Source organism: Legionella stuttgartensis (assembly GCF_977063405.2).
Window position 1 is genome coordinate 155,313 of sequence record NZ_CDRUHA020000055.1, and the last position, 22,360, is coordinate 177,672.

Genomic DNA, 22,360 nt, shown 5'->3' on the forward strand with positions numbered 1-22,360 from the left:
GCAGGCTTGACTAATTCGTTCTTGGTGACCGACTATTGTATGATGCGACCCGGGCGCCCCATTCCAATAGATTTTTATTGCAATCATCTTTATCTAAAATTACTTCAATAAAGCATAAAGCATCTGATTTTTTAGCCTCTTCGATTGCATCAAGAAGTGTTTGATGGGTAGGAGCTCTAAAAGCTCGAGCGTTTACTTGTTCTCCATTAAACACATCCACTAAATCAGCATAACGCCAATTATTAATTACATTATACGGACCATCATGAATTTGAACTTCAATTGTATACGAAGCATTATTCATTAAAAAAATAATCGGTTTATACCCATAACGAATGAGTGTTGATAACTCTTGGGCACTCATTTGAAAGGAACCATCGCCAATCAAAGCAATAACGCGCTTTTTATTATGAAGTGCTGCTTGCATTCCCAAAAGAGCACCTACAGACCATCCAATAGAGCCATACTGCATTTGAATTTCAAAAGGGCAACCTTCAGGTAAATTAAGACGCATGCCATTAAACCATGAGTCACCGGTTTCCGCCAAAACCCCATAATCACTACTTAGTAGCTTTTGAATTTGCCCAAATAGAAATCGTGTCGTAAGTGGTGAGTTCAAATCATCTGGCTCGTTATATAAAGGGGCGGAACCAGCAATTCGTTTGTACGCTTTAAGAGATGCATCATTGAATTTCAATTGATCCTTTAGACCGCGTAAAAACTCATTCATATACACGTCGGTATAAACCTTTCCTGCGATAGACACACTACCATCGGCAATAACAATCAGCTTCTTAGGCTGAATATTACATACATGGCCTACCGTCGTATAATCATTAAAATTGGGTCCTATAAAGAAATACAGATCACTTGATTCTACAATTTCGCCACATCCTGGTGAGCTCACCGGTCCCCAATAAATACCAATGTAATTGGGATGCTGCTCTGAAACGAATCCCTTCGCATCAGGCATTGCAGCCAGGGCATAGCCACAAGATTGGCTTAACGTTTCGATCATCGCTGTTGCTTCACAAGAACGCGATTTACTGCCAGCGATAAGCACCGGTTTAACTGCAGCGTTGAGTTTAGCAGCCGCATCTTCAATTGCAGCAGCAAGAGATGAAGTATCACTTAATCGTTTGACATTCAGTGCCCTTTGCGTTGGCGGCGAAACACTAAGCCCTGCAATATTACATGCGATTTCAATATATACGGGTTTTTTCTTTTCAAGTGCGATTGCTAACGCGGTATCAATTTGCATGGGCGCATCACTTGGTCTATGGATAAACACGCTGTGTGCCGTAATTTTCGCAAAAATTTCGCGAACATAGCTGTAATTTTCGGTTGCCAAAGTATGGTGCAAAATTTCCGCATCTTGCACGGAGTTTGTATTCGGTCCCCCTGAAATAACGATAATGGGTAGATTCTCTGCATAGGCACCGGCCACAGCATTGACCGCACTTAAGCCCCCTACACTAAAGGTAACAAATAACGCTGAAACCCCTTTTATACGTGCATAACCATCAGCTGCATAACCTGCATTCAACTCATTGCAACAATTGATCATGTTGAGTGATTTATTTTTTAATAGCTCGTCCAATAAACCCAAATTATAGTCACCAGGGATAGCGAAATAATCCGTCATACCTAATTCTTGGAGGCGTTGTGCGAGATAAGTGCCTACAGTAGCCATAAGGAATCCTTTTCTTGAAAATACTGCTAAAGAGTAAATTCATTATGGCAGTGGGTTACTCTTTCTTCAAGGAATTCATCGGTAGTCACTTTTTAAATGATCCACAAAATAATCCCAAATTCGACGCCAAACATAAGGATTCATAAAATACAAACCATGGTTTGCATTAGGAACTAATAACATATCAAAATTTTTATCTGCTTTAATCAACGCATCAATAAGGTGCATCATATTGGATGGATGAACGTTATCATCTAAATCACCATGAATTAGAAATAACTTACCTTTAAGTTTATCTGCATGGGGATAGTTGGATTGCAATGTATAGTCTACATCATTTGGCAGTCCCTGATACCGCTCGCCCCAAAATGCTAAATAACTTCGTAAATCTTGTAATCCGGAAACACAGACGCCCACTCGATAAAAATCAGGATAGTCTAATAATGCCCGGGTCGCAGCATATCCGCCTGCGGATTGTCCCAAAATGCCGACTTGATTTACATCAATATATGAGTAGTGTTGTGCGAGGCTTTTAATAACAGCAACGTGATCTTCTAATCCTCCCGCAGTTTCTAAATGTTGATAGGAATAATCATGGAATTTTTTAGACCGCAAAGGCGTGCCTCGTCCATCGATGTTGACGACAATAAAACCTAATTCCGCAATACTTTGAGGCCACCAACAGCCATAAAAATATTCAGGAGGGTCATAACAATACGTTTTAGGTACTCGTGTTAATTGTGGCCCCGGATAAATATCATCAATTATTGGATATTTTTTCTTTGGATCAAAATCAGTAGGGAAATAAATGACGCCATAAATATCAGTTTCTTCATCTGCACCTTTTAGACAAAAAGGCTTAGGATGTTTATATCCTAAGGAAAAGAGCTGAGAAAAATCAGCCTTTTCTAAGGTATCAATTTGTTGGCCATTTTTATCCCGTAGTTTTGTGACTGGAATGGAATCCATAGTGGAATAATAATCGATAAAATATTCTTGAGATGGTGAAAAAACAATTGAATGATCTGCAGTTTCTGGGGTCAACAATTGCACCTCACTTCCATCCAAACGAGCACGATATAAATAACGGAAATATGGATCAACTCCAGGCTCTTTACCATTACCCAAAAAATAAACCCATCGATGTTTCGCATCAACATGAAACACTTTGCGAACTACCCATGGCCCTTGCGTAATCTGATTTTTTATTTGCCCCGTTTGTAAATCATGTAAATAAAGATGAGCCCAGCCCTGATGATCGGATAACCAAATAAATTCATTTGACGCTTCAAGCATTCCCGTGTAATTCTGCCACAAAATTAATTGGCTGGGTTCGACATACCTCTTGGACTTTTCGGTAAAAATAACGCGTAGCTTTTGGGTGGCAACATGCAATTCACATAAAGAAAGTTGATGATTACCTCGTTCTTCCTTTAAAAAAAAGATTTTCGTGCTGTCTTCACTCCACCAGACATAGCCAGCTTCAATTGGAGAGCCCACCAATGCAGGCATCAGAGGAGGCATATCGATTTCGTGCAGCTTCTTTTCACTGACATCAATCCAACATAATTTAATTTCCGGGATCAGTTCATCACCTAAAAAAGGAATATGTGCTTCATGCACTTGGGGACGAAAAGAACCATCTTCAGGAACATATTGTAATAATGCCAATTTTTTTACATGTTTTTGCTTGCATTGAAAGCTGACAATTTTTTGTGAATCAGGAGACCAAATAGCCATAGGAGGCAGTACAACTTGGGTGCGGCGCAGCGTTAATGAAGTTAAATTAGTATCGGGAGAAACCGCGTATGCATTCGTTGAAGTACCCTCTGTAGTGAGCTGATATTCTTTATTTTCGTCAAATGAAAAAAGAAATAGATTATGCTCCTTACTGTATAAATCCCAATGTTTATTTGGGGAGCGAATTCTTGGCCCCATAGGAATGGGCAAAAGCCCCCATATCTCCATAATCGTGGGACACCGAGACATCGCAACCGGCTTCTCCTCGCTGACTCGCGAAAGTACCTGAGTTGTTCGATCATATTGAAAAATAAATTGCTCAATATGCAATTGCAAAATGTGTTCGTCAAAAAAATCAATTTGATTGATTGGCAAGGCAAAAGCCTTTACATCCCGATTTAATTGTTCCGCAATTTGTCCTGCCAATATTGAGTGGTCAAAGGCAAGCTCCTTCGTTTTAGTTTGTAGATTGAAAATAAAATATTCATAACCTTCAGCCGTGTCGTGGCGATGGCAAATACGCTTATCATCAGGTGACCACGCAATTGCAGGTTGAATGTTTTTTATCAAACGCACCACATTTTGCGGAAGAAATTTTTTTGCCCGCTCATAACGCTTTTCCTCATCTTTTTTCATAATCATGCCTGTTATTTTTGAGCTTGTTGCATTTTGGAGATCATCTCGTTCAAATCACTATATACCCAGGCTTCAGCGATTTGCTGATTCTTATCCAAGCGAAAAATGGTAATCCCACTATAAAATACAGGGATACCCGTGGCAGGAATTCCCGAAAATTCATCCCTGTGGGTACCCTGACCATGCCAACGAGTCACAACTTTATCACCACTTACCATCAGATCATCAATGGAGTGCATCAGATCTGGAAAAGCGAGATACCATTGTAGTAAGGCTTCTTTAAAATTCTGCAAATTGGCCGCTTGCTCATAGCTAAAATGGATTGAGGTCTTTGCTGAAAAGAGCTCATCAGCTAAGGCGGCCTTTTGCTGGTTCCACATCTCATCGAAAACTCTTCTCACTGTTTTTTCCATTGCCGTGACAGTCATGTTCATTCGTTTTTCCTTAACCTGTAAGTGTTTATTGCACTCAAGTGTGCTGGTTCTGGGAATAATTACAGTATAGTTCACTCAATTGAGAATTTATGGTGTTGGCTTGCTCAGTCCGGTAGTTGTAACAAGAGCACTCGACTTGGCTGATCCTAGTGCCCAGACAGATTTAAAAAAGCCAAAATGATTGTTTTTCTTTTCTGTATCCGCTTTAGGTGCTTCGAGCATTGTAGGGCCGAGTGGCGGGCTGGCATTCACAATCATTCCTTTACGTGCTTTGATGGCTACTTTAGAAAAAGGAATATTATCCTTTTTGGCCTCCATGATGTAATCACCTGGCGGGACATTAATGAACGCAACTCCGCCATCCAATGACGTCGATTTCAATTTATGAATAAAAGGGTTTGTTTTGTGAACTATAGGAAAAATACCAAAATAAAAGGTTTCTGCATTAACTTTAGGCGATAAACTAACGGTCACTCCCTCCACTCCTTGCGGGATATCATCCATCGTAGTATTGGGTGGGGTAACTGTTGCCGCGATTTGGCAGGTGTGGGGATCTTCAGTTTTCCACATCGCATAAGATAAAAATTGATAAGCCATAATTGAAGGCACTTGGAAGGAAATATTTTTTAGAAAATTCTCATTATTTATGCCTTCAGGCGGGACAATTAAAGTTGCTGTTTGTATGGTCTTATATCCGGTCCAAAAAGATCCAGGTTTCTCAAAAACCAAAGTAATCGGCTCTCCCACGGGCCATTCAAAAGGTCCAAATCGTCCCGAAGAGTCTGTTTTAAATTTTAACTTCTCATTTTCAAGAACGGTAATTGTTGCATCTGCGATGGGCCAACCGGATATAAATGATCGTGCAAATCCAGATACCAATGCTGTTTTCATAATAATTCCTTTTGAAAATTGAATGAAAATCCTAATTCAATATACCTTAGGTTCACAAGCCCAATTTTTATTTAAATTTTTTCTGCCAATTAGAATCCTTGAAGGTGGTCGACATTAGCTTAAACCGTTTAATGTATTACTTTTGCGTTCTATCAGTTCAGCTTGAGCCTCCGGATCATCAGGATTCAGATCCCCCGAACGAACTTCCCTAGCAGTCAAGGATTTCGCATCGGTCGAGAAAAACATTTTTTTATGTACCAGAGAAGTTACTTGACGCCAAGAAGATCTTCGTGTTTTCTTTGAAAACGTTAATTCATCACATGAAGTCGATTGATGACTTAAGTGTTTTATTTTAGCCTGATAAAATTCTAGACTTAGGGGTGCCATAAGCTTTTGTTTCACATAGTATGTTCTATTCACTTCGATGATTCGTCCAATCGTTTTTTCAAGTTCCTCAATCAACTGATCCAATGTTCCATGCGCCTCTTTCAATTTGAGTTGCTCAGGGGAAAGCTCCTCGACCGCCTTGAATTCTCTAACCGCTTTATTTAGGTTTTTTATATAAGAACTAACATAAGAAATTAAACGATTCGCCAACTGAATGGGAGGGTGAAGTTGCCCTTTAAAAAGAACCGCTGGTAGCAAATTATTGTTTAAAAAATTCTGGTTCAGATCATCCAAAATCGATTGGCAATCTCTGCTTGGATCATCTAAATTAATCACATCAGTTTTTCTTAGTTGGATCCTAAGTGAAGCCAAATATAAGTCGTCCTCATTAGCTTCAAAACTATTATTTAAAAGAACCCTCAGGTCTGTAATATTTCGGCTGAACTTATGATTCAATAAAGTCTTGAGCTCAAGAACTCTCATCAAGATTGCACCTACTGCCTCAAATCGGCCTAAAGGATAATGATTTCCATCCTTAGCAAAAGTAACATCGGTTAAAATAACTCCTAAAAATGGCAATGTCGTTCGATAAAGTCGATAGACTTCACGCATCCATTTGGAATTTCCTTCCTTACTGACCATTTGCTCTAATTCAATAAGTGTTTTTCGTTCTTTGGATGACAAAAGTTCAAATGAATTCGTGAGTCGTAAAATATTCGTGTTATTAAATACGCTGCAAATTAACATTAAATGGTTTAAATCTGGATATTTTTCACCATCTAAAAGACAAAGCTCGTGAGCCAATTCCAGCATAAATTGTAAAGCATTTTTAATGTTAGCACTGGTCTGACTCAATATTTTCTTTTCAAAATAAGCGCTTAACTTGTTAAAAAATTGAGTTAAATCATCGATGTGAGGAGCATTTTTTTTAGCCCCTGCTTTTACCCAATCGGTGCCAAATTCTTTAATAAGTACATTTTGGTAAAAACTGATCGTAAGAAGACGCATTTCTTGAGCAATTTGTTTTACTTCGTGCTCCCGTTCGCCTTTCTTCAAATCTAATGCTTGATCCACAAGCTGATCAAAAGACTCTTGTGCAACCTCATATTCTGCCAATCGTTGAGTGATTATTTGATAATTACTTAAAACAGGATCATTAAACACTTCCGAATTATTTTCAATTAATGCCTCAAAAAGAGAGTTAATTTGCATACCCAACAAGCCTAAGCCCATTTCTTCATCAACATTACATTTGAAAAATGATTCCATTTGTAAAAAAACCATGGGATCAGAGCTTATCCCTTCAATGCATTGATAGGTAAATAATTGCCACACAACATAATTAGCAACGAGCTTTTGGTGATAATCAAAGTTCTTATATAATTTTCTCAAATTAATGAGGATGGTTACTAAATCATAAGAACTTAACAAGCCTAAAGTTCTATGAGCAACTCGTTCAAAATCAAATTCTCGTATTGAATCGGGTGTTTCCTTGCAGGCTGTTAATAATTTGAGGGTGTTAGTAAGCGATATTTTTTTGGAAACTTCTATTTCTTTTTGCTTTGGAAGCATTAAATTATTACCGAGTAACAAAGAAGAAAAGTCACTGAATAATTTGAAATTTCTATTTTGAATTTGTTTATATTGTGCGTTCACAACCGAATACGAAGAAGAAAGAATATTCAGGAGGACCTCTTGAACAGTGTCCGCTGAAAACTCACTTAAATCCAACGCCTCGTTGATATGATATTTACAAAATAGCTTAACTACTCGTTCGAATAATATCTGATAAGAAGAGTCTTTTGCTTGATGTGCCGCGAGTAAACTCTTGAGATAAGGTGTTAACGAATAAGGTCCAACTGGTTTTCTATCAAGCCCCCCTCTTCCCCCTTGTTCTTCCATTGGCTCAAAGTTAAGTGCCTGCGAGTTGATTTCTTGTAATTTGTAGGTGGGACTAGAAGAGCCACCACTATCTGGAGAAACTAAACGATACGAGGAGGCACTTCGTGAAGACATCAACGGAAATGATACTTGAAAACTATTAAGAGAACTCGAGTCAGGGCTACTTGGACGTTTACGTAAATCAAGTAATTGAATCTTGGACAAATCAATATTGAGAATTGCCTGTCTGATTGCAGGGTTTGCAACAGCCAATTCGGGAGCTGTTTTCTTGTTTGCATTTTTTATCGAACGCTTTGTTTGCTTATGTTTAAGAAGAATGTTAACCGCCCAAAGCTGATCAAAAAGAACCGCTTCATGTAAAGGGGTATTTCCATTGCTATTCTGACTATTGACCATGTCTGGGAAATGCTTAAGCACAATATTCAAGGTTTCTTGATTTTCTTCTCCATTTCTTATTGCGAAATGTAATAGTGTATTACCTAGTCGATCGGGTCTTTGCGCAACTGCTTTTCGATGTTCATCAGATAACAAGATATCAAGAACCTTCGTTTTGTTTTTTAATACTAAAAGATGAAAAACATTGCGTCCCAAAATGTAGGTTTTTTCAATTAATTGGCGATCTTTACTAAACCATAAATCCAACTTTTTTAAGATCGCCGCTTGATCGTTTTCTGTAGAAATTAAATTTTGTATTTTTTTTGTTTTCATTTTTCCACATCCTGTTTTATCTAAATACTACTTGAACAGATTTAAAATGGCCCAATTTTAACCTTTATTAGAGACATTTATATATACAGTGGTTATTTTTTTCATGTAAATGGTGAAATATGATTATGAAACAATAAGATGCAGAAAAAAAATTTATAATTGACAGCCCTTCAGAAAAAGTTGAACCTGAGTTATAGAGCATGCTCCAAGGTACTAAGTTAAGAACTTTTCTTCCTGTCTGCGACTTGTTCGCGGGAGCAGCGACGAAGCTACATTCCTTGGTTTTCGCGAACAGGTCGCTGAACGTAGACCTGGGGAAAAGCTTAGCTTCGTGCCATTGGAGTTGCTCAATTTATTGGTCTTTTTTCATTTTAAATATAATTTGGAACGAACTCGCAATGGCAAATATTAAAAAAATAATTTTCTTCTCGTTATATTTCTTTTTAAATATCAACGTTCATAGCCAATCACAAGCAATTGATGAGAAAATTCTAGTTGATTACAATTACTTAGGCACGTTTTCTAAAGAGATGGCGCAAATAGCATTAAGAAAAATGCCTCCACTTGATGTACTTGAAGCCAATTACGATGTAACTCTTTATAAGATCAACTATAAAACTCCAGCTCCTGATGGTCATATCACCACGGCTTCTGGCTTGGTTGCTGTACCTCGTGTAATCGGTAGGCTAGGAATTGTCAGCTATCAGCATGGAACACGCTTCAACCATGATGATGCTCCTTCGAGGATGAAAGAAGGCGATGCAATATACCCGGCTCTATTTTCCAGCCATGGCGGTTATCTAACCGTTATGCCGGATTATCTTGGTTTCGGAGACAACGAGTTACCACTCCATCCTTACGTACAATATGAAACCCTGGCCAGTAGCAGTGTAAATATGCTGTTAGCCGCCAAGGAGCTTACGAAGATAATAAAGATTGATCTCAATGACCAACTCTATATTGGAGGCTATTCAGAAGGAGGTTTTTCTTCTTTAGTATTGTTCGAGTTACTTACCACCCAGTATCCTAATATCCCGGTTACTGCTGTTGCTTTAGGTTCGGCTCCTTACGACTGGAATGAAACCATGCAATTTATTATGCGGGATCCGGGGCCACGAGCTACCGCATATTTGGCGTATTTTTTCTATTCGCTGCAAACCTATAAAAACTATTGGGCTGATTTAAACCAGCTATTTGTTGCCCCCTATAATAGTAAGATCCCCGAGTTATTTGATGGACATCATTCCACTAAGGAAATACTCAATGCGCTGCCGCAAAACCCCGCATTAATTTTTCAGCCCGAATTTTTTGATGCCATTTTAAATCATACGGAAGAAAATTCAGAAATACTGAAGAACTATTTCAATCATTATAGTTTTTCTCCCACGGCACCTTTATTACTTGTTGGTACCAAGGGTGATAGAGATGTTCCTTATCATGGAGCAGAAATGGCTTATGAACAATTTAGGAACGCGGGTAGTAATGTATTTATTCATTCAGTAAGTGACACACTCGATCATCGTGATGCAGGGCCCTATGTCTTTTATGAAATGCTTCGATTTTTTAAGCGATTTCATCCTGAATAAAAAATTAAACACCTTCTCCCCTTGGGGAGAAGGTGCCCGACAGGGCGGATAAGGGCCACTCCCCTAAATCACCATTAATTCCTTCCCGCCATAACCCCGCCATCAACATTAATAATTTCCCCGGTGATCCAGCTGGATTTCTCGGACAGCAGAAATTCAATAGCATTTGCAACATCAGTAACCTTTCCTATCCTACCAATAGGGTGAAAGCCATTAAAATTCTGCAGCGATACTTCAATTTGCTCTTCAGCGATGAAGGACTTATAGATAGGTGTGACAACCACTGCCGGAGCTACCGCATTCACTCTGATGTTGTGATCTGCAAGCTCCATAGCTAAATGCTGGGTTAATGAATGAAGACCTGCCTTTTGCATTGAATAGGCCGAAGAAGGAGTAGCCTTGATCGCTTGATTTGCCCACATGGATCCAATGTTAACTATGGCCCCACCGCCCTCGTGTTTCATTTTTTTTGCAACAGCCTGAGTAATAAAGAAAAATGCTTTATTAAGGTTTATTTGCAGATCATAATCCTCTTCTGTATGGTCTAAAAAAGATACTGGTCTAAAATAACCCGCCGCATTGATAAGATACTTTATTGTACGCGTTTCATTCTTTATTTTCATAACCAAGTGTGCCACCTGTGCTTTATCATAAAGATCAATAACGAACTCTTCGACCTGGCCTCCCATCTGTTTTATTTCATTGGCTGCATGTTTCAACTTTTGCTCATCCCTGCCGGTGATGAGTAAATCAACACCACTTGCAGCAAGCTTTTTTGCGGTTTCCAATCCCATGCCACTAGAACCACCGATAATAATGGCTAAATTATGATTTAACATGTCTCTCACCTTTTAGTTGATAGAAAATCTGTTCCGCTGAGTATGGGAGATATATAATCCTAAAAAAAGTAAGTACTTAGTGGTACAGTAGGTACTTATTGGTATGCATTCTTGAATTATTTGAAGAAGACGTTGAAAGAAAAAAAACCTTTAAAAACAGCAACTATGGTTGAGACTATTTACGGTTGTAAGTGGTCACTTACCATCTATTCTCTTTTGCGAGAAGGAATCAATCGTCCAGGGGAAATGGTACGTTGTGTCGAGGGCCTCTCCACTAAGGTTTTAAATCAATGCCTTAAAAAAAATCTTGAATTCGGAATTCTTGGCAAAACCACTTTTCACGAACTTCCCCCTAGAGTTGAATATTTCGTCACTCCTTTTGGGGAAAAATTTCTAAAGATTCTCGATGAAATCGAAGAACTGAATCGTTCGATTGAACCCTAAGAAAATGAATTTACTTTAATGTACAGGAAACCAGTCCATTATCCAGTTGCAATTCATTACCTCCAAAATCCGTCATAAATTGCCCTATGTACGCTTGTTTTTGTTTGTTAAATTGTGCTGAAAAGAAAATCCGTGGGCGATCTTTCTCATCCTGATCCATTGCCACAAGGAGTAAATTATCTGCTCGCAAGCTGAATCGGGTCACATTCACTGGATAATCAAAATCAATTTGAGGTAAATCCCCGATTTTATTGGGTGCCACAAAGGAAATAGCATCTTCTATTCCTTGCATATGACAGACAACAGTCTTTTGCGCAGCAGATGCTGCACCAAAGCCAACAAAAATCAGTAGCAATGATAAACCAAGACGTTTCATTAAGAATGAACTCCTATCCTTAGGCTAAGCACATCTCATTAGGAATAAATAATAACTTAATCGGTACCACTTCACCAGTGAGGTATAGATTTAATCTGGAGCCCCAAACGAGCGGAAACAACACGTGCATTCTAAGTGAAACTGAAAAGTTTATAGCGATGGGTATAATTTGCCAACCGTATTTGTAAACCGAAGTAGAAATATACGATTGACATCAGTGTGTACTGATTTATGAAATCATGCTTAACACGCTGGTGCAGGAAGAAGTCCATCCACTAAAAATATATCTCGCTTAAAACTTAATCGCTTATGAGTATCATTAGAGATGAAACCAATTTCCTGATTGGTTATATTACATATCCAACGCTCAAGACTTATTGGTTTTTTAGATTGAAACGCTTTGGGGGTAAATAACGCGACATTGATTCCTTTTTCAGGATCGCGAGCAGAAATATATTGAAATGCTTCTACATCCGCGTTTCTCATTGAAGTACCCAATTTTTGAGTATCACCATAGTATTGAGGCGATGTAATTATTTTTTCAAATGCATCAAATGGCTGCTTATTCAAAAAAACGCCGTGAGCTGTTTTAATCCCTACTGTGTAGCTTGAATAAGTCATCTGAATGTTATCAGGATATGGTTCCTTCATCCCTGACATAAAAACAAATCGATAATAAGCAGTTTCAGCTAATGCGGTGGAACTATTCAGCGCTCCGTAAAATAGGCTGGGTTCAAAAGTACTGCCAAATCGTGAACCATATTGCAACGGTGGATAGCGAAATGGAGTGATGAGTAAATAATGCAAATCTTCATATTCTTCAGGCTTTTTAGGTTTAGATGTTTCTAATAGTTCTTCTAATATACCTTGTTCTTCAATATTATTAACAAGAGAGAGTGTTGCAACCTCTTCTTGGTCTTCTACAACTCGATGTATTGTTGCCATTATCGAGGTAATATATTGTGTACCATCCATTTCATCCCATAGATCTCCCACTAAACTTTACCTCTCATTGCATCTAAATAATTCACAACACGTGATAGTCCCATTATGGTTTTCATTTCCTGCAAAGGAACGCCTTGAATATGGTGGTTATAGGTATTTAACCAATGAATCATCGCTTTTTTATCCCCGCCATTAAGTGCGTATAGTGATCGATAAACGCGAATCAATAGCAAAGCCAACTCTCCTGGCTTGCTACTAGGGTCAAGCTCACCTTTTTTTAAACATCTATCAATAGTATTGCGATGTTGGCCAATAATGGCCGCCAGATCCTGGCTGTTAATTTTAATCACGTGTTTAAGTTGATTTATTGCCGTAGCCAAAACAGTTGCAGGATTAGGCTTCTCTGCTGCATGCATCATTCATACTCACTCATTAACCATATGGTGAATTATAGCATAAAAATCACCATTTAGTGCAGCATCTTTCTTTTATGCAGCGAACTTATCCCAAATAGTCATAAAAAGTGCCGGCAGCGGTAAAATTGAAATTAATATGGGCCTTAGATGGACTTAATCTTTCAACATTCCGGCCTGGATGCAACGAAGCGAAATCCGAAAATTGTCATTCTCATAACAAATCACATGGTCTTCAAGTATTCATTTGAAACTAATTTTCATTGCGAATAATGACGTACCCTTCATCTGTTTGACAATAGCTTACTGTGGCTAAATTATTGATTATGTCGAGCAACGATTCTATTTCAATTGGCTTAATCAGATAACCTGCAGCTCCTAGAGCGGCGGATTTTTCTCTGTCCTTACTATAATCCGAACCGGTACACATAATAACCGGAGTTTTACCGAGTATTTTATCAGTTTGAATTTGTTTCAATATTTCAAATCCATTCATGCCTGGCAGGTTAATATCAAGAAATATCAGATCAATAGGATTATTTCGAGTAAATTGATCATGTAATAAATTAAGTGCTTCTGTCCCGCTTTGCGCTATAAATAGATTAAAATTTATATGCGCTCGCTCTAGGATAATTTTAGTAAACTCCAGATCCTCATTAAGATCATCTACAAATAAAATATTCGCTAAGGATGTTTTACTGGATACATTAACTGGATTCACTGAGGTTTCTTTTACTTTTCCTCGTCTATTAATCTTCAAAGCACTTGGGAGAGTAAAAGAAAATATTGTGCCACCTTCAGGTTTGGATTTACAATTTATTGTTCCACCATGTAATTCTACAATTTTGGCACATATCGCCAACCCTAATCCAGGCCCATTACTTATGCGGGTAGCTCGTTTGAATGGTAGAAAAATGGTTTCATTGTCTTTGCAATCGAGACCTAAACCATTATCCGATACATGAAACGTTACACATTTTTTCTTTGGGTTTGCAGAAATAGATATTTCGGGAATATTTTCATTATAATAAATGGCGTTGCTAATTAAATTTTGCATCAATTGGATCATTTGAGTTCGATTTGCACATACGTGAGGTACCGTATCTGCACGAATATTCGCATTTTTTTCTCTGATCAGGTAGTCAAGGTTTTTTACAACCTCTACGATAACCTCATTCATATCACATGGTTCATTAAGTTTCGTTTTCAATTCATCAAGTTGCATGTAATTAAATACAGTATCGATTAGCGTCAGCATGCGTTTACTGGCATTGTAAATATGCTGAAAGTAATCGGCTACTCTACCAGTAAAATGAGATTCTTCCTGAGCGATGATGTCAACGAAAGAACTCATGGTTCGTGCTGGCTCTCTAAGATCATGAGCTAAGGCACGGGTAAAAATCTCCAAGGTATCTCGTTGCTCTCGAACATTCGCCTCTCGCTCTCGTATGGTTTCTATATGTTTTTTTAGATCGATATAAAGATGCGCATTTTTCAATGCAACCGATGTCGTATCGGCAAGAGCTTGTAAAATATTGAGTTCTTCTTGTGTGGGTAAGCGTTTTTTGGCCCAGTAATTGCCAATAGCACCTATAGGATCTTCTCTACGAATAGGTACCATCGCCAAACTCTTAACAAATGTCGGTCGATATGCATCTTGTGGGATGCGTGGATCACGATAAATGTCCTCAATCACGGCTAATTTTTTATGCAGCATCACCCAACCACTGATACATGTTTTCATTGGAAAACGTTTGCCTTTCCATAGTGGACCGATCGCATTTTCTTCCACATAGTAACAATAATTACCGTCCTTTAATACAAATGTTGCACCATCCGCTCCAGTGAGTTCGCGCGCGGCATGACGCACAATTTCAGTGATCGCTTGAATATCATTTGCCTGAGATAAATCTTGTACGACCTTAACCAAGTGTTCCATTGCTGAAACATACCAAGTAGAACACTCTTTGCCGTTAGAAGGTAATTTGGCATCCTGCATAAAAAAACTCGTTATGTTAGTTAATTTAAGTATAGCAGCGAGCAAATAGAAACATTTTCATCATTTGCATACTCATTTTTTTAACAATTTAAAATCTTATCGAAAAAATTAAACACCTTGACACCGAAGCTGGCGCACTGTAGAAATTGAAACAATAAAGGATAGAGAAGGAGAAATTATGGAAGAAAAACTAGAGCTCCATCGCCAAGAAATAAACAAAGTAACTCAGCCAATTTTTACCCGTCTTGATCACTATGGTACGGTCATGTTGGAAATAAGGAAATTACTAAAGGACTACTTTTTTAATGAAGGACGAACACAAAAACTCACCGAAGTGGCTCATGGAGAAGAACAAGTTTTTAGCTTCAACCTGGTTCGTGAAGCGATGGAACAATGCCTTGTCGAAGAACATATATTAGCGAAAACCGCAGAAGAAATTAACAATTCAGCAGGACATCCAAACCTTGTCGCAGCTTTTGATACCCACGTATCAAAAAGTGGCTTACCGTTAGAGTTTCACAAGCAAGAGGGTACATATTACTTTAAACCTGAAAAAAACTATACTCCTGAAGCCCAAGCTTTTATGCGACAATTTGCTTATGCTTTGGGTGCTTACCGAGTATGTTTGGGGATTGGCGAGATCTATTTTGCTATCTATAGCCACAAAAGCATACAAACGAAGCAGCTTCAAAATCACATTGACTCAGCGCATTATTTGAAACAACAAGTAAATGAAGAAGTCGATTTAATTTTGCTATATAAACAAGTAAAAACAATAAAAAAAGAAATCACGGGTTTGCTGCGAGCGGCGAAAGTACATGAAGGATTAACTCAATTTGAAAACGATATTGATTTCTTCAAAAGAAAACTGGTTGACCTATTAGAGTCTGGCGCTGTTCATTTACAAAATTGCTATACAGAATTTCCTAACAATCCCATCTTATGGATGCTACATGATCGCAGCTGGCATGCGTTACTCAAGACTCTTTCGGGACTACTCTATGCAGATCAATATACCTACTCTACTTTATATGGCACATTGACGATTAAGAAAGAGTTTACTGGTCTTATCAAAACTGAAATAGATCAGTTTGAAGCTACAAACTTAACCCAAATACCTTTGCTTAAAATCGAACTATTAAGAAAAGCAGCAAAACTTATTGCTGAAACAAAAGTCGATATACAGGCAAAGCTTGCTGAAAAAGGGATTGAGTTGATTGAAGCACCTACCGTAGGCATGTTTTCTACAACGCTCTCTAGTGTTTATGGAGTAATGCTTGCCTATCACCAAAAACAATTAACAGGTATTAATGCAGCAAAAGATGAATTATTTGACACGGATGAAGAATCGAATCAGGATATTCCATCATTAAATGCTTCTCCATAATAATAAAAATTCCCATAAAGGAGACTCTTTCGGAGTCTCTTTATTTTCCTAGACACCATTGAATAGGAAGAAGAGTACGGGTAAAAAGTTCGTACATCGCAGCTCCCTAAAAAGCCCTTTTTCAACAGCATAGAACTGATATTTAATACTCGCATCACCTCATTACAGTTTGCTTGCGTTAATTAAAAGTTCTCCTGCAAAAAGAACATCACTCATCCCCTTCTCTTAATTGAGCAAAATATAATCGTCTATACTATTAAAAAAACCAAATGAGTTTATTTGGATCATGAGAGAAAGAATTGAGGCTATTTCCAAACAACTATCAGAACTTGGCATTAAGCACCAAAGTGAATTGCCTCAGGACTATGATCATGACTTAATGCAACGAGCGGCTTATATTGAGCAGTTAAATCACGTGGCATACGACGCTATCGAAGCGCAATATGCTCAATTTAACCCTCAAGCATCTAAAGATGAGCAAATTATATTTTCCCAAAAAATTCTTGCGATAAAAAACATCTTGAGGGACTTACAAGTTGTCCATAATGACTTAACAGAAAATTTATATGCAAGTTCAGCGCTCTATATTCATGATGAACAAGAAATTGCATTAAACCCTCAATACATTCTTCCAGAGTTAAAAGAGAAAGAACCTAAAGAAATCGTACGAGCCAATTTTTATCAACTCCTTGCTAATATAAGTAAAAATAATTCACTAAATAAAAAGGAATTTAATTATGTTAACTCTCTATTAATGCAACTGGCTTCCAGACCCGAAGGAATAAAGTTGATTGTAAAACTAAATTATTTACTGACTACTAAAGACGCCCAATTAATATTAAAGCCCAGCAATAATTTTGAATGCTCAATGGCTGCAGGTGGACTCGCAAAAACCAGTCCAGAATATGCCAGAAAATCGATAACATCCGAGCAAGATTTTAAAGCGATTTTTAAAAGAGAGACCGTTCGCGGAACCGGTACGGCACGAGTGAACATTGGTGTAGATTATCACTATAATGATAAAATTTCCGCCTTAAATTTAGAAGTATATGCTTCACCTGGCAAAGGACTAACGGATATTGGCCCACCCTTTATTTTATTAGGTCATGAGCTGATTCACGCCCTGCACAATCTTACTGGCAAAGCGAGGCATAATTTTGCGCCTTTTTTCCATGGGCCAAAATATACTGATGACCCCTTAATGCAAGCCTTATATCCTACAAACTCCATGTATAGTTATGGGCCGTCAGCTGAGGAGTATTGGACCATTGAAGGGGGAACTCTTTGTGAAAATTCGCTTCGCAAAGAACATGGATTATCTAATAGAACCGGCCATATCAGCGCAGAGCAAGGTAGTAAAGCAATTCGAGATCTTTACTATCTAGGTTTAGCTCGAAGTTATTCCGAATCTGATTTGGAAAACTTTGCAAGTTACATCACTAAGGTCGATACGGAAGAAGACCTCAGCCAAGAGGATCAAATCATTGGACGAGTGCTACAGCTTGAACAATTTAATTATTTGACTTATTCCTTAGCTAATCTAATGGACTTAAGTAAAATCACTTCTTATACACTCAAAAGAATGGAAAAAATCGTCGAACAATTGAAAAATCCAACAGATGGGTCAAACGATGAAGACACTTTACACGATTTATTAATGAATGTACCGCCTAAAATAGCTCAGTTACTTATCGCCGTTGCACGTAGTAAAGAACTAGATAGCGATGAAGAAATCGATACTAAAACTCTTAATGAGATATTACCTAACCTTCAAAGAATTAATGAAATGCTAAAGTCCTTAGACGTACCCAAGGACTTCCTAATTGCCTTTAATGAGTTCGCTCAAAATATGGAAACAAAATCAACTAAACCTCATTATTCCTTATAAACATTCTAGGCAAACTATAGATCGGGGGGGGAATGGTTACAAAATTGCATAAACTCATAGACAGATAGTGGTTTGGAGAAAAAATAGCCTTGAATAAATTCAACATTTTTTTGCTTTAAATAATCGTATTGAGCCCGCTTTTCAACTCCCTCAGCAACAAGTCTTAAATTCAAACTTTTAGCCATCACAATAATATGCTCGGTCACATTACTGATGACCGACTCCATTCCTAAACTTTCAATAAATGTTTTATCTATTTTTAGTACATCCAAGGGTAAATTCTGTAAATAAGATAAACTGGAAAATCCTGTACCAAAATCATCAATCACCACGACATATCCCAATTCTCGTGCTCGAATAATAATTTTTTTTGCTTTCTCTGCTTCTAAAAAAGTGCGCTCTGTAAGTTCTATCCAAATTTGATTTCTTGCTATCTTACTTTTTGCTATCTTCGATTCCAACTGTTCAAAAATCCTGCCGGTATAGAGATCTTCACTCCATACATTAATAGAAATATGTAATTTCTTATTTTGCGCAAGAAAATTTGCCATTTCGCGAAAGACGATATCAATCACGCGTTCTGTTATCAATGAAGTAACTCCGATTTCCTCTGCATAAGAGATGAATAGATCAGGCCGTATCACCTGGCCATTAGGACGTTGCCATCTTACTAAAGCCTCGGCACCAAAACATTCACCAGATGCGGAATGAACCATGGGTTGATACTGTACAAATAACTCATTATTTTTTAATGCTTCATTCAACTCTGATTTAAAAGACAAACGTTTCTGTGAATAATAGATAACCAAGCCTACAATAAACGCAGCGGTGATAAATCCTAATGGTAATAAGATGTATTGCAGCCTTTTATAACTCTGATTCACGAACGATTCAGGTTCTGATGCAATAAAGTAAAATGGACCATACTGATTAATAGATATCATTCGTCCATCAAGAAGAATTACTTGATTTTTTTCCAGGTTTTTTGCAGGCTTTAGACGTTCTTTTCCATGGAACAGTTCATAATACTTACTCAAATTATCATGACTCAATTTATTGATTATTATTTTAAGTAAGTAAGGCTCAATATCATTCTGCTCAGTGATTATTTTCCCATTGTAAATAATAGCCAACCATGTTTCGCGGGGTACAATAATGTCAGAGAAGCGTTTCGGATCCACAAAAACATCATAGTTTCCTTTTTTGCGCACAGTAATTAGAGATGCTTTAGGGTCAACTGATAATAGTGTAATGACACCTACCTCTAAACCATCCGGTAGAGTTAAATCCGTTTTAGAACGACGAATTTTTGTATGGGGGACCCCACACCCTCTACAAAGCTCCACACCATGTTTAAAATAAGAAATACCCTTAATATCTATTTTTGCTTCTGCAGCTTCTCGCATCCATTGGATATGTTCTGGCGAGCAGGCTGAAACTAATTTATGACCTTCAAGTGACGAAAGTACCTCTCGAGTTTGATTTAGCGTATCTTTTGCGCGGATGAGCATTCGGCTAGTATATTCATATAGAGTTTGACTCTCTTGATTAAACGCCAATAACCATGCAAAAAAAAGTGCCCCGATCATGGGCAAAATTGCCCCAATAATCGCCAAGAACACTGCGGTACCAATTATCCTTATCCGGCGCATCCTTTCTCCCAATTAAGGGCACCTACTAAAATTGAAGTTTTTCAGCACCTATTTTTAGTTGGCTCCTGCCAAGTTTTAAGAACTCATTGAGTTTTGTATTTTAACACTTGGATCCAATTGTTCTGGTTTATCATTTTCTCTATTATTGTTCATTTTGTCTTTAAAACTCTTAGTCTTTTCAACACCCTTAGTTATGATATTATCATCAAAAATCGAGGCCACTTTTAAAAAAAACTCAGATATTTTTCTTAAAACTCGGGGTAATTTGTGCTTTAGGCTTGAAGCAAAGTGTAAATCAACCTTATCTTGCAGTGCGTCGTCATTCTCAATTCTATGAACCAGTACATTACAAAATTTTTTCAGCTGATCTTTTCTCATCAATTTATGGGACGGGTCCATACTCTGGATTTCCTTATCGAGTAATGACACTAAATTATAAATATCTTTCTTATATAAAATAACCTCGCTGAGATGTCGAACTTTTTCTTTTCCTTCGTCCTCAAGTCTATTATTGACCACCTCTAACAATCTGCTTCGAAGTCCATAGGTAAAAGCTCCGCCTTTAGGTATCCCGGTAATCTCACTTAATACTCTAATTAAATCCTTTGCTTTAAAATTAAATTCTGTATTTTGCTCTACCAACTCCGCTATATCTTTTGGGATTTTTATGTCATCAAGTACTAAACAACACCCAAGCTCTAGGCTTTCATAGATTATTTCTCGATCCGTGCGACTGTGCGCCGCCTCCACATTCGCTAAAAGCCCTCTTATCTTATCCCATTGGCCTGTTTGTGCGTACAATGGCATTAATTGCCGTTGAACCTCAATATTATCTTGAGTTCCAAGATGTTCTAAAGCCACAATTTTCTGGGTACGACTATGTAAATGATGAATCCGGTCAAACTCTGCTTTAATCTCCAGGTTAACTATAGGAATAATAGATATTTTTGAAGGCATCATCAGTGCTTTTTCTTTAGGTAACTCCTCGATCGCATCTTGAATTTCTTTGGCTGCTTTATACCAAGTTATTCCATTCCCATGCTTAAAAGCCTGTTTCAATAATTTATTAATTTTTTCATATCCAGGGGTATCTTCGATGATATTCTTTACATACAAACAATATACTTCAGGAGAACAATACGTGTTACGTTGTAAATCATCTATCTCTCGAGTGCGAGCACGGAACATAAAATTCATGTAGGGGTCTTGGCCAACAACCGCTGTGCCCACAAGTCCTATATTCTTTTTCCATACATCAAAGGGGATGGAGGCGGATTGTTCGCGCCCCCAAGTCAAAATGCGGACATTTACCTTATCATTTTGTTCATCATACTCAATATTTCTAATAATAAAAAAATGACCATCCATAAAGCGTTGCACTAGATTTTGACTCTTGGGCTCCCCTTCCTCTGGGTCGAGTATATATGAAGCAAGACTTCCTGTACCTGCAAAACCAACCATATAACCATCCTGGATGAGGAATTGTAATTGCTTTATTGCTTCCCGATTATGGATAGGAATATTTTGCACATGGTGATAACCTGCTTGTTTCATCCAACGATTTATTTCCTGATGAGTCGTAACACCGAACAGCTGTTTGGCCAGCTCTGCACCTTCTGCACTATAGCGAACAATTGAATTTTCCGAAGAGCGTATCCCATTTAAAATGACATGATCGACATCACGAATCGTATCGTCCTGGGCACTTCTTTTATTTGCAACCGCATCAGTGACCTCAATGCGCAACACCCCTTCTTTGCCAGCAAACTCTTTAAGATCGCACACCCCCTTAGAGGCAAGCTCCGATACTATTTGTACGTATTTCAATGGATTAAATAAAGCGATATTGTGTACAAATGCATTGACGCCACAGACCTGCTCATCTCGTTGATTGATATAACGGGGATCCAATACCCGCATCATCATTTGGAGAGCAAGTAAATTACGATCAAAATTTTTAAATTTAAGTGGGTCCAGGTTATTTAAAAAGTTATCATAACTATACGCTTCATAATCACACTTTACTGATTGCAACAAGGGGAATTCTTCGAGGATTTGTTTAATTGCTTCTTGTTCGCCTGTTAGAAACGCAAAAGCTTCCAGCTGTTTTGCTACTATATATATTTGAGGATTGTTTTTATCGTACCAATCACTTTGCGTTTCTCGAAGATGCTCTTGAAATTTTTCCAATAAAACTTTTGCCAAATTTTTCACATACACAGGAGATAAAGGAGCATCTTCTTCGTTTTGACAAATATGCGTAACATTATCTAAAACAAGTAAATAATCCTGATAGGAAGTGGCCTTCTTTCCATTGATGATCGCATCAAATGTGACTTGGCCATTCGCACCATAATCTAAAAATTCTGATAGTGAAAATCCCATGTGATCCTCAAATAAAAACTGTTTTTATCAATGAGCGAACACCTGAAATGTATTC

General features: G+C 37.8%; 16 protein-coding genes. 4 read left to right on the forward strand and 12 right to left on the reverse strand.

All coding sequences use genetic code 11. The features are described 5' to 3' along the window. Nucleotides 1-10: 10 nt before the first annotated feature. The 5 genes from ACWTEW_RS13700 to ACWTEW_RS13720 form a co-directional block, all read right to left on the reverse strand. On the reverse strand, nucleotides 11-1,693 hold the full coding sequence (locus tag ACWTEW_RS13700; protein ID WP_454782206.1) for a thiamine pyrophosphate-binding protein: 1,683 nt from the start codon (nucleotides 1,691-1,693) through the stop codon (nucleotides 11-13). A 75-nt stretch (nucleotides 1,694-1,768) separates the two neighbouring features. After that, nucleotides 1,769-4,069, reverse strand: a complete 2,301-nt coding sequence (locus ACWTEW_RS13705) for a S9 family peptidase (RefSeq protein ID WP_454782207.1) — start codon at nucleotides 4,067-4,069, stop codon at nucleotides 1,769-1,771. Nucleotides 4,070-4,080: 11 nt separating this feature from the next. Then, entirely contained in the window at nucleotides 4,081-4,503 is a 423-nt protein-coding gene (locus tag ACWTEW_RS13710; RefSeq protein ID WP_454782208.1) for an ester cyclase, read from the reverse strand. Nucleotides 4,504-4,590: 87 nt separating this feature from the next. Then, the gene (locus tag ACWTEW_RS13715) at nucleotides 4,591-5,394 is read right to left on the reverse strand and encodes a carboxypeptidase regulatory-like domain-containing protein (protein WP_454782209.1); all 804 of its coding nucleotides are present in this window, start codon (nucleotides 5,392-5,394) and stop codon (nucleotides 4,591-4,593) included. Nucleotides 5,395-5,508: 114 nt separating this feature from the next. Next, nucleotides 5,509-8,391: a RasGEF domain-containing protein gene (locus ACWTEW_RS13720; RefSeq protein ID WP_454782210.1), complete on the reverse strand. Its 2,883-nt coding sequence runs from the start codon at nucleotides 8,389-8,391 to the stop codon at nucleotides 5,509-5,511. A 398-nt stretch (nucleotides 8,392-8,789) separates the two neighbouring features. Here ACWTEW_RS13720 and ACWTEW_RS13725 point away from each other — a divergent pair, with 398 nt between their 5' ends. Then, on the forward strand, nucleotides 8,790-9,977 hold the full coding sequence (locus tag ACWTEW_RS13725; protein WP_454782211.1) for an alpha/beta hydrolase family protein: 1,188 nt from the start codon (nucleotides 8,790-8,792) through the stop codon (nucleotides 9,975-9,977). Nucleotides 9,978-10,051: 74 nt separating this feature from the next. Here ACWTEW_RS13725 and ACWTEW_RS13730 read toward each other — a convergent pair whose 3' ends face one another. Then, a complete protein-coding gene (locus ACWTEW_RS13730; RefSeq protein ID WP_454782212.1) occupies nucleotides 10,052-10,816 on the reverse strand; it encodes an SDR family NAD(P)-dependent oxidoreductase in 765 nt (254 codons plus the stop codon). Between the two features lie 165 nt (nucleotides 10,817-10,981). On the opposite strand from ACWTEW_RS13730, the gene ACWTEW_RS13735 reads away from it, so the two are divergent. Beyond that, nucleotides 10,982-11,260 carry a winged helix-turn-helix transcriptional regulator gene (locus ACWTEW_RS13735; protein WP_454782328.1) on the forward strand — a complete coding sequence of 93 codons (279 nt, stop codon included), beginning with the start codon at nucleotides 10,982-10,984 and terminating at the stop codon, nucleotides 11,258-11,260. A 10-nt stretch (nucleotides 11,261-11,270) separates the two neighbouring features. Here the strand turns inward: ACWTEW_RS13735 and ACWTEW_RS13740 are convergent, their stop codons facing one another. The 4 genes from ACWTEW_RS13740 to ACWTEW_RS13755 form a co-directional block, all read right to left on the reverse strand. Further along, nucleotides 11,271-11,636 (reverse strand): hypothetical protein, encoded by a 366-nt coding sequence (locus ACWTEW_RS13740; RefSeq protein WP_454782213.1) that lies wholly within the window; start codon nucleotides 11,634-11,636, stop codon nucleotides 11,271-11,273. Nucleotides 11,637-11,879: 243 nt separating this feature from the next. Next, nucleotides 11,880-12,632 (reverse strand): RES family NAD+ phosphorylase, encoded by a 753-nt coding sequence (locus tag ACWTEW_RS13745; protein ID WP_454782214.1) that lies wholly within the window; start codon nucleotides 12,630-12,632, stop codon nucleotides 11,880-11,882. After that, on the reverse strand, nucleotides 12,632-13,000 hold the full coding sequence (locus tag ACWTEW_RS13750) for an MbcA/ParS/Xre antitoxin family protein (RefSeq protein WP_454782215.1): 369 nt from the start codon (nucleotides 12,998-13,000) through the stop codon (nucleotides 12,632-12,634). The genes ACWTEW_RS13745 and ACWTEW_RS13750 overlap by 1 nt, the downstream gene beginning before the upstream one ends. Before the next feature lie 247 nt (nucleotides 13,001-13,247). Further along, nucleotides 13,248-14,993, reverse strand: a complete 1,746-nt coding sequence (locus ACWTEW_RS13755; RefSeq protein ID WP_454782216.1) for an ATP-binding protein — start codon at nucleotides 14,991-14,993, stop codon at nucleotides 13,248-13,250. Nucleotides 14,994-15,171: 178 nt separating this feature from the next. Here ACWTEW_RS13755 and ACWTEW_RS13760 point away from each other — a divergent pair, with 178 nt between their 5' ends. Both ACWTEW_RS13760 and ACWTEW_RS13765 read left to right on the forward strand, forming a co-directional pair. After that, complete coding sequence (locus ACWTEW_RS13760; protein ID WP_454782217.1) at nucleotides 15,172-16,380, forward strand: hypothetical protein; 1,209 nt, start codon at nucleotides 15,172-15,174, stop codon at nucleotides 16,378-16,380. A 286-nt stretch (nucleotides 16,381-16,666) separates the two neighbouring features. Beyond that, complete coding sequence (locus ACWTEW_RS13765; protein WP_454782218.1) at nucleotides 16,667-18,268, forward strand: type III secretion system effector protein; 1,602 nt, start codon at nucleotides 16,667-16,669, stop codon at nucleotides 18,266-18,268. A gap of 14 nt (nucleotides 18,269-18,282) precedes the next feature. Here ACWTEW_RS13765 and ACWTEW_RS13770 read toward each other — a convergent pair whose 3' ends face one another. Next, complete coding sequence (locus ACWTEW_RS13770; RefSeq protein ID WP_454782219.1) at nucleotides 18,283-19,920, reverse strand: EAL domain-containing protein; 1,638 nt, start codon at nucleotides 19,918-19,920, stop codon at nucleotides 18,283-18,285. A 75-nt stretch (nucleotides 19,921-19,995) separates the two neighbouring features. Beyond that, complete coding sequence (locus ACWTEW_RS13775) at nucleotides 19,996-22,305, reverse strand: hypothetical protein (RefSeq protein ID WP_454782220.1); 2,310 nt, start codon at nucleotides 22,303-22,305, stop codon at nucleotides 19,996-19,998. Nucleotides 22,306-22,360 lie beyond the last annotated feature (55 nt).

Coding starts and splice junctions, on each gene's coding strand:
- ACWTEW_RS13720 (WP_454782210.1), bottom strand. CDS start 8,391: ATGAAAACAAAAAAAATACAAAATTTAATTTCTACAGAAAACGATCAA.
- ACWTEW_RS13705 (WP_454782207.1), bottom strand. CDS start 4,069: ATGAAAAAAGATGAGGAAAAGCGTTATGAGCGGGCAAAAAAATTTCTT.
- ACWTEW_RS13725 (WP_454782211.1), top strand. CDS start 8,790: ATGGCAAATATTAAAAAAATAATTTTCTTCTCGTTATATTTCTTTTTA.
- ACWTEW_RS13730 (WP_454782212.1), bottom strand. CDS start 10,816: ATGTTAAATCATAATTTAGCCATTATTATCGGTGGTTCTAGTGGCATG.
- ACWTEW_RS13765 (WP_454782218.1), top strand. CDS start 16,667: ATGAGAGAAAGAATTGAGGCTATTTCCAAACAACTATCAGAACTTGGC.
- ACWTEW_RS13755 (WP_454782216.1), bottom strand. CDS start 14,993: ATGCAGGATGCCAAATTACCTTCTAACGGCAAAGAGTGTTCTACTTGG.
- ACWTEW_RS13740 (WP_454782213.1), bottom strand. CDS start 11,636: ATGAAACGTCTTGGTTTATCATTGCTACTGATTTTTGTTGGCTTTGGT.
- ACWTEW_RS13735 (WP_454782328.1), top strand. CDS start 10,982: ATGGTTGAGACTATTTACGGTTGTAAGTGGTCACTTACCATCTATTCT.
- ACWTEW_RS13770 (WP_454782219.1), bottom strand. CDS start 19,920: ATGCGCCGGATAAGGATAATTGGTACCGCAGTGTTCTTGGCGATTATT.
- ACWTEW_RS13775 (WP_454782220.1), bottom strand. CDS start 22,305: ATGGGATTTTCACTATCAGAATTTTTAGATTATGGTGCGAATGGCCAA.
- ACWTEW_RS13760 (WP_454782217.1), top strand. CDS start 15,172: ATGGAAGAAAAACTAGAGCTCCATCGCCAAGAAATAAACAAAGTAACT.
- ACWTEW_RS13700 (WP_454782206.1), bottom strand. CDS start 1,693: ATGGCTACTGTAGGCACTTATCTCGCACAACGCCTCCAAGAATTAGGT.
- ACWTEW_RS13750 (WP_454782215.1), bottom strand. CDS start 13,000: ATGATGCATGCAGCAGAGAAGCCTAATCCTGCAACTGTTTTGGCTACG.
- ACWTEW_RS13715 (WP_454782209.1), bottom strand. CDS start 5,394: ATGAAAACAGCATTGGTATCTGGATTTGCACGATCATTTATATCCGGT.
- ACWTEW_RS13710 (WP_454782208.1), bottom strand. CDS start 4,503: ATGAACATGACTGTCACGGCAATGGAAAAAACAGTGAGAAGAGTTTTC.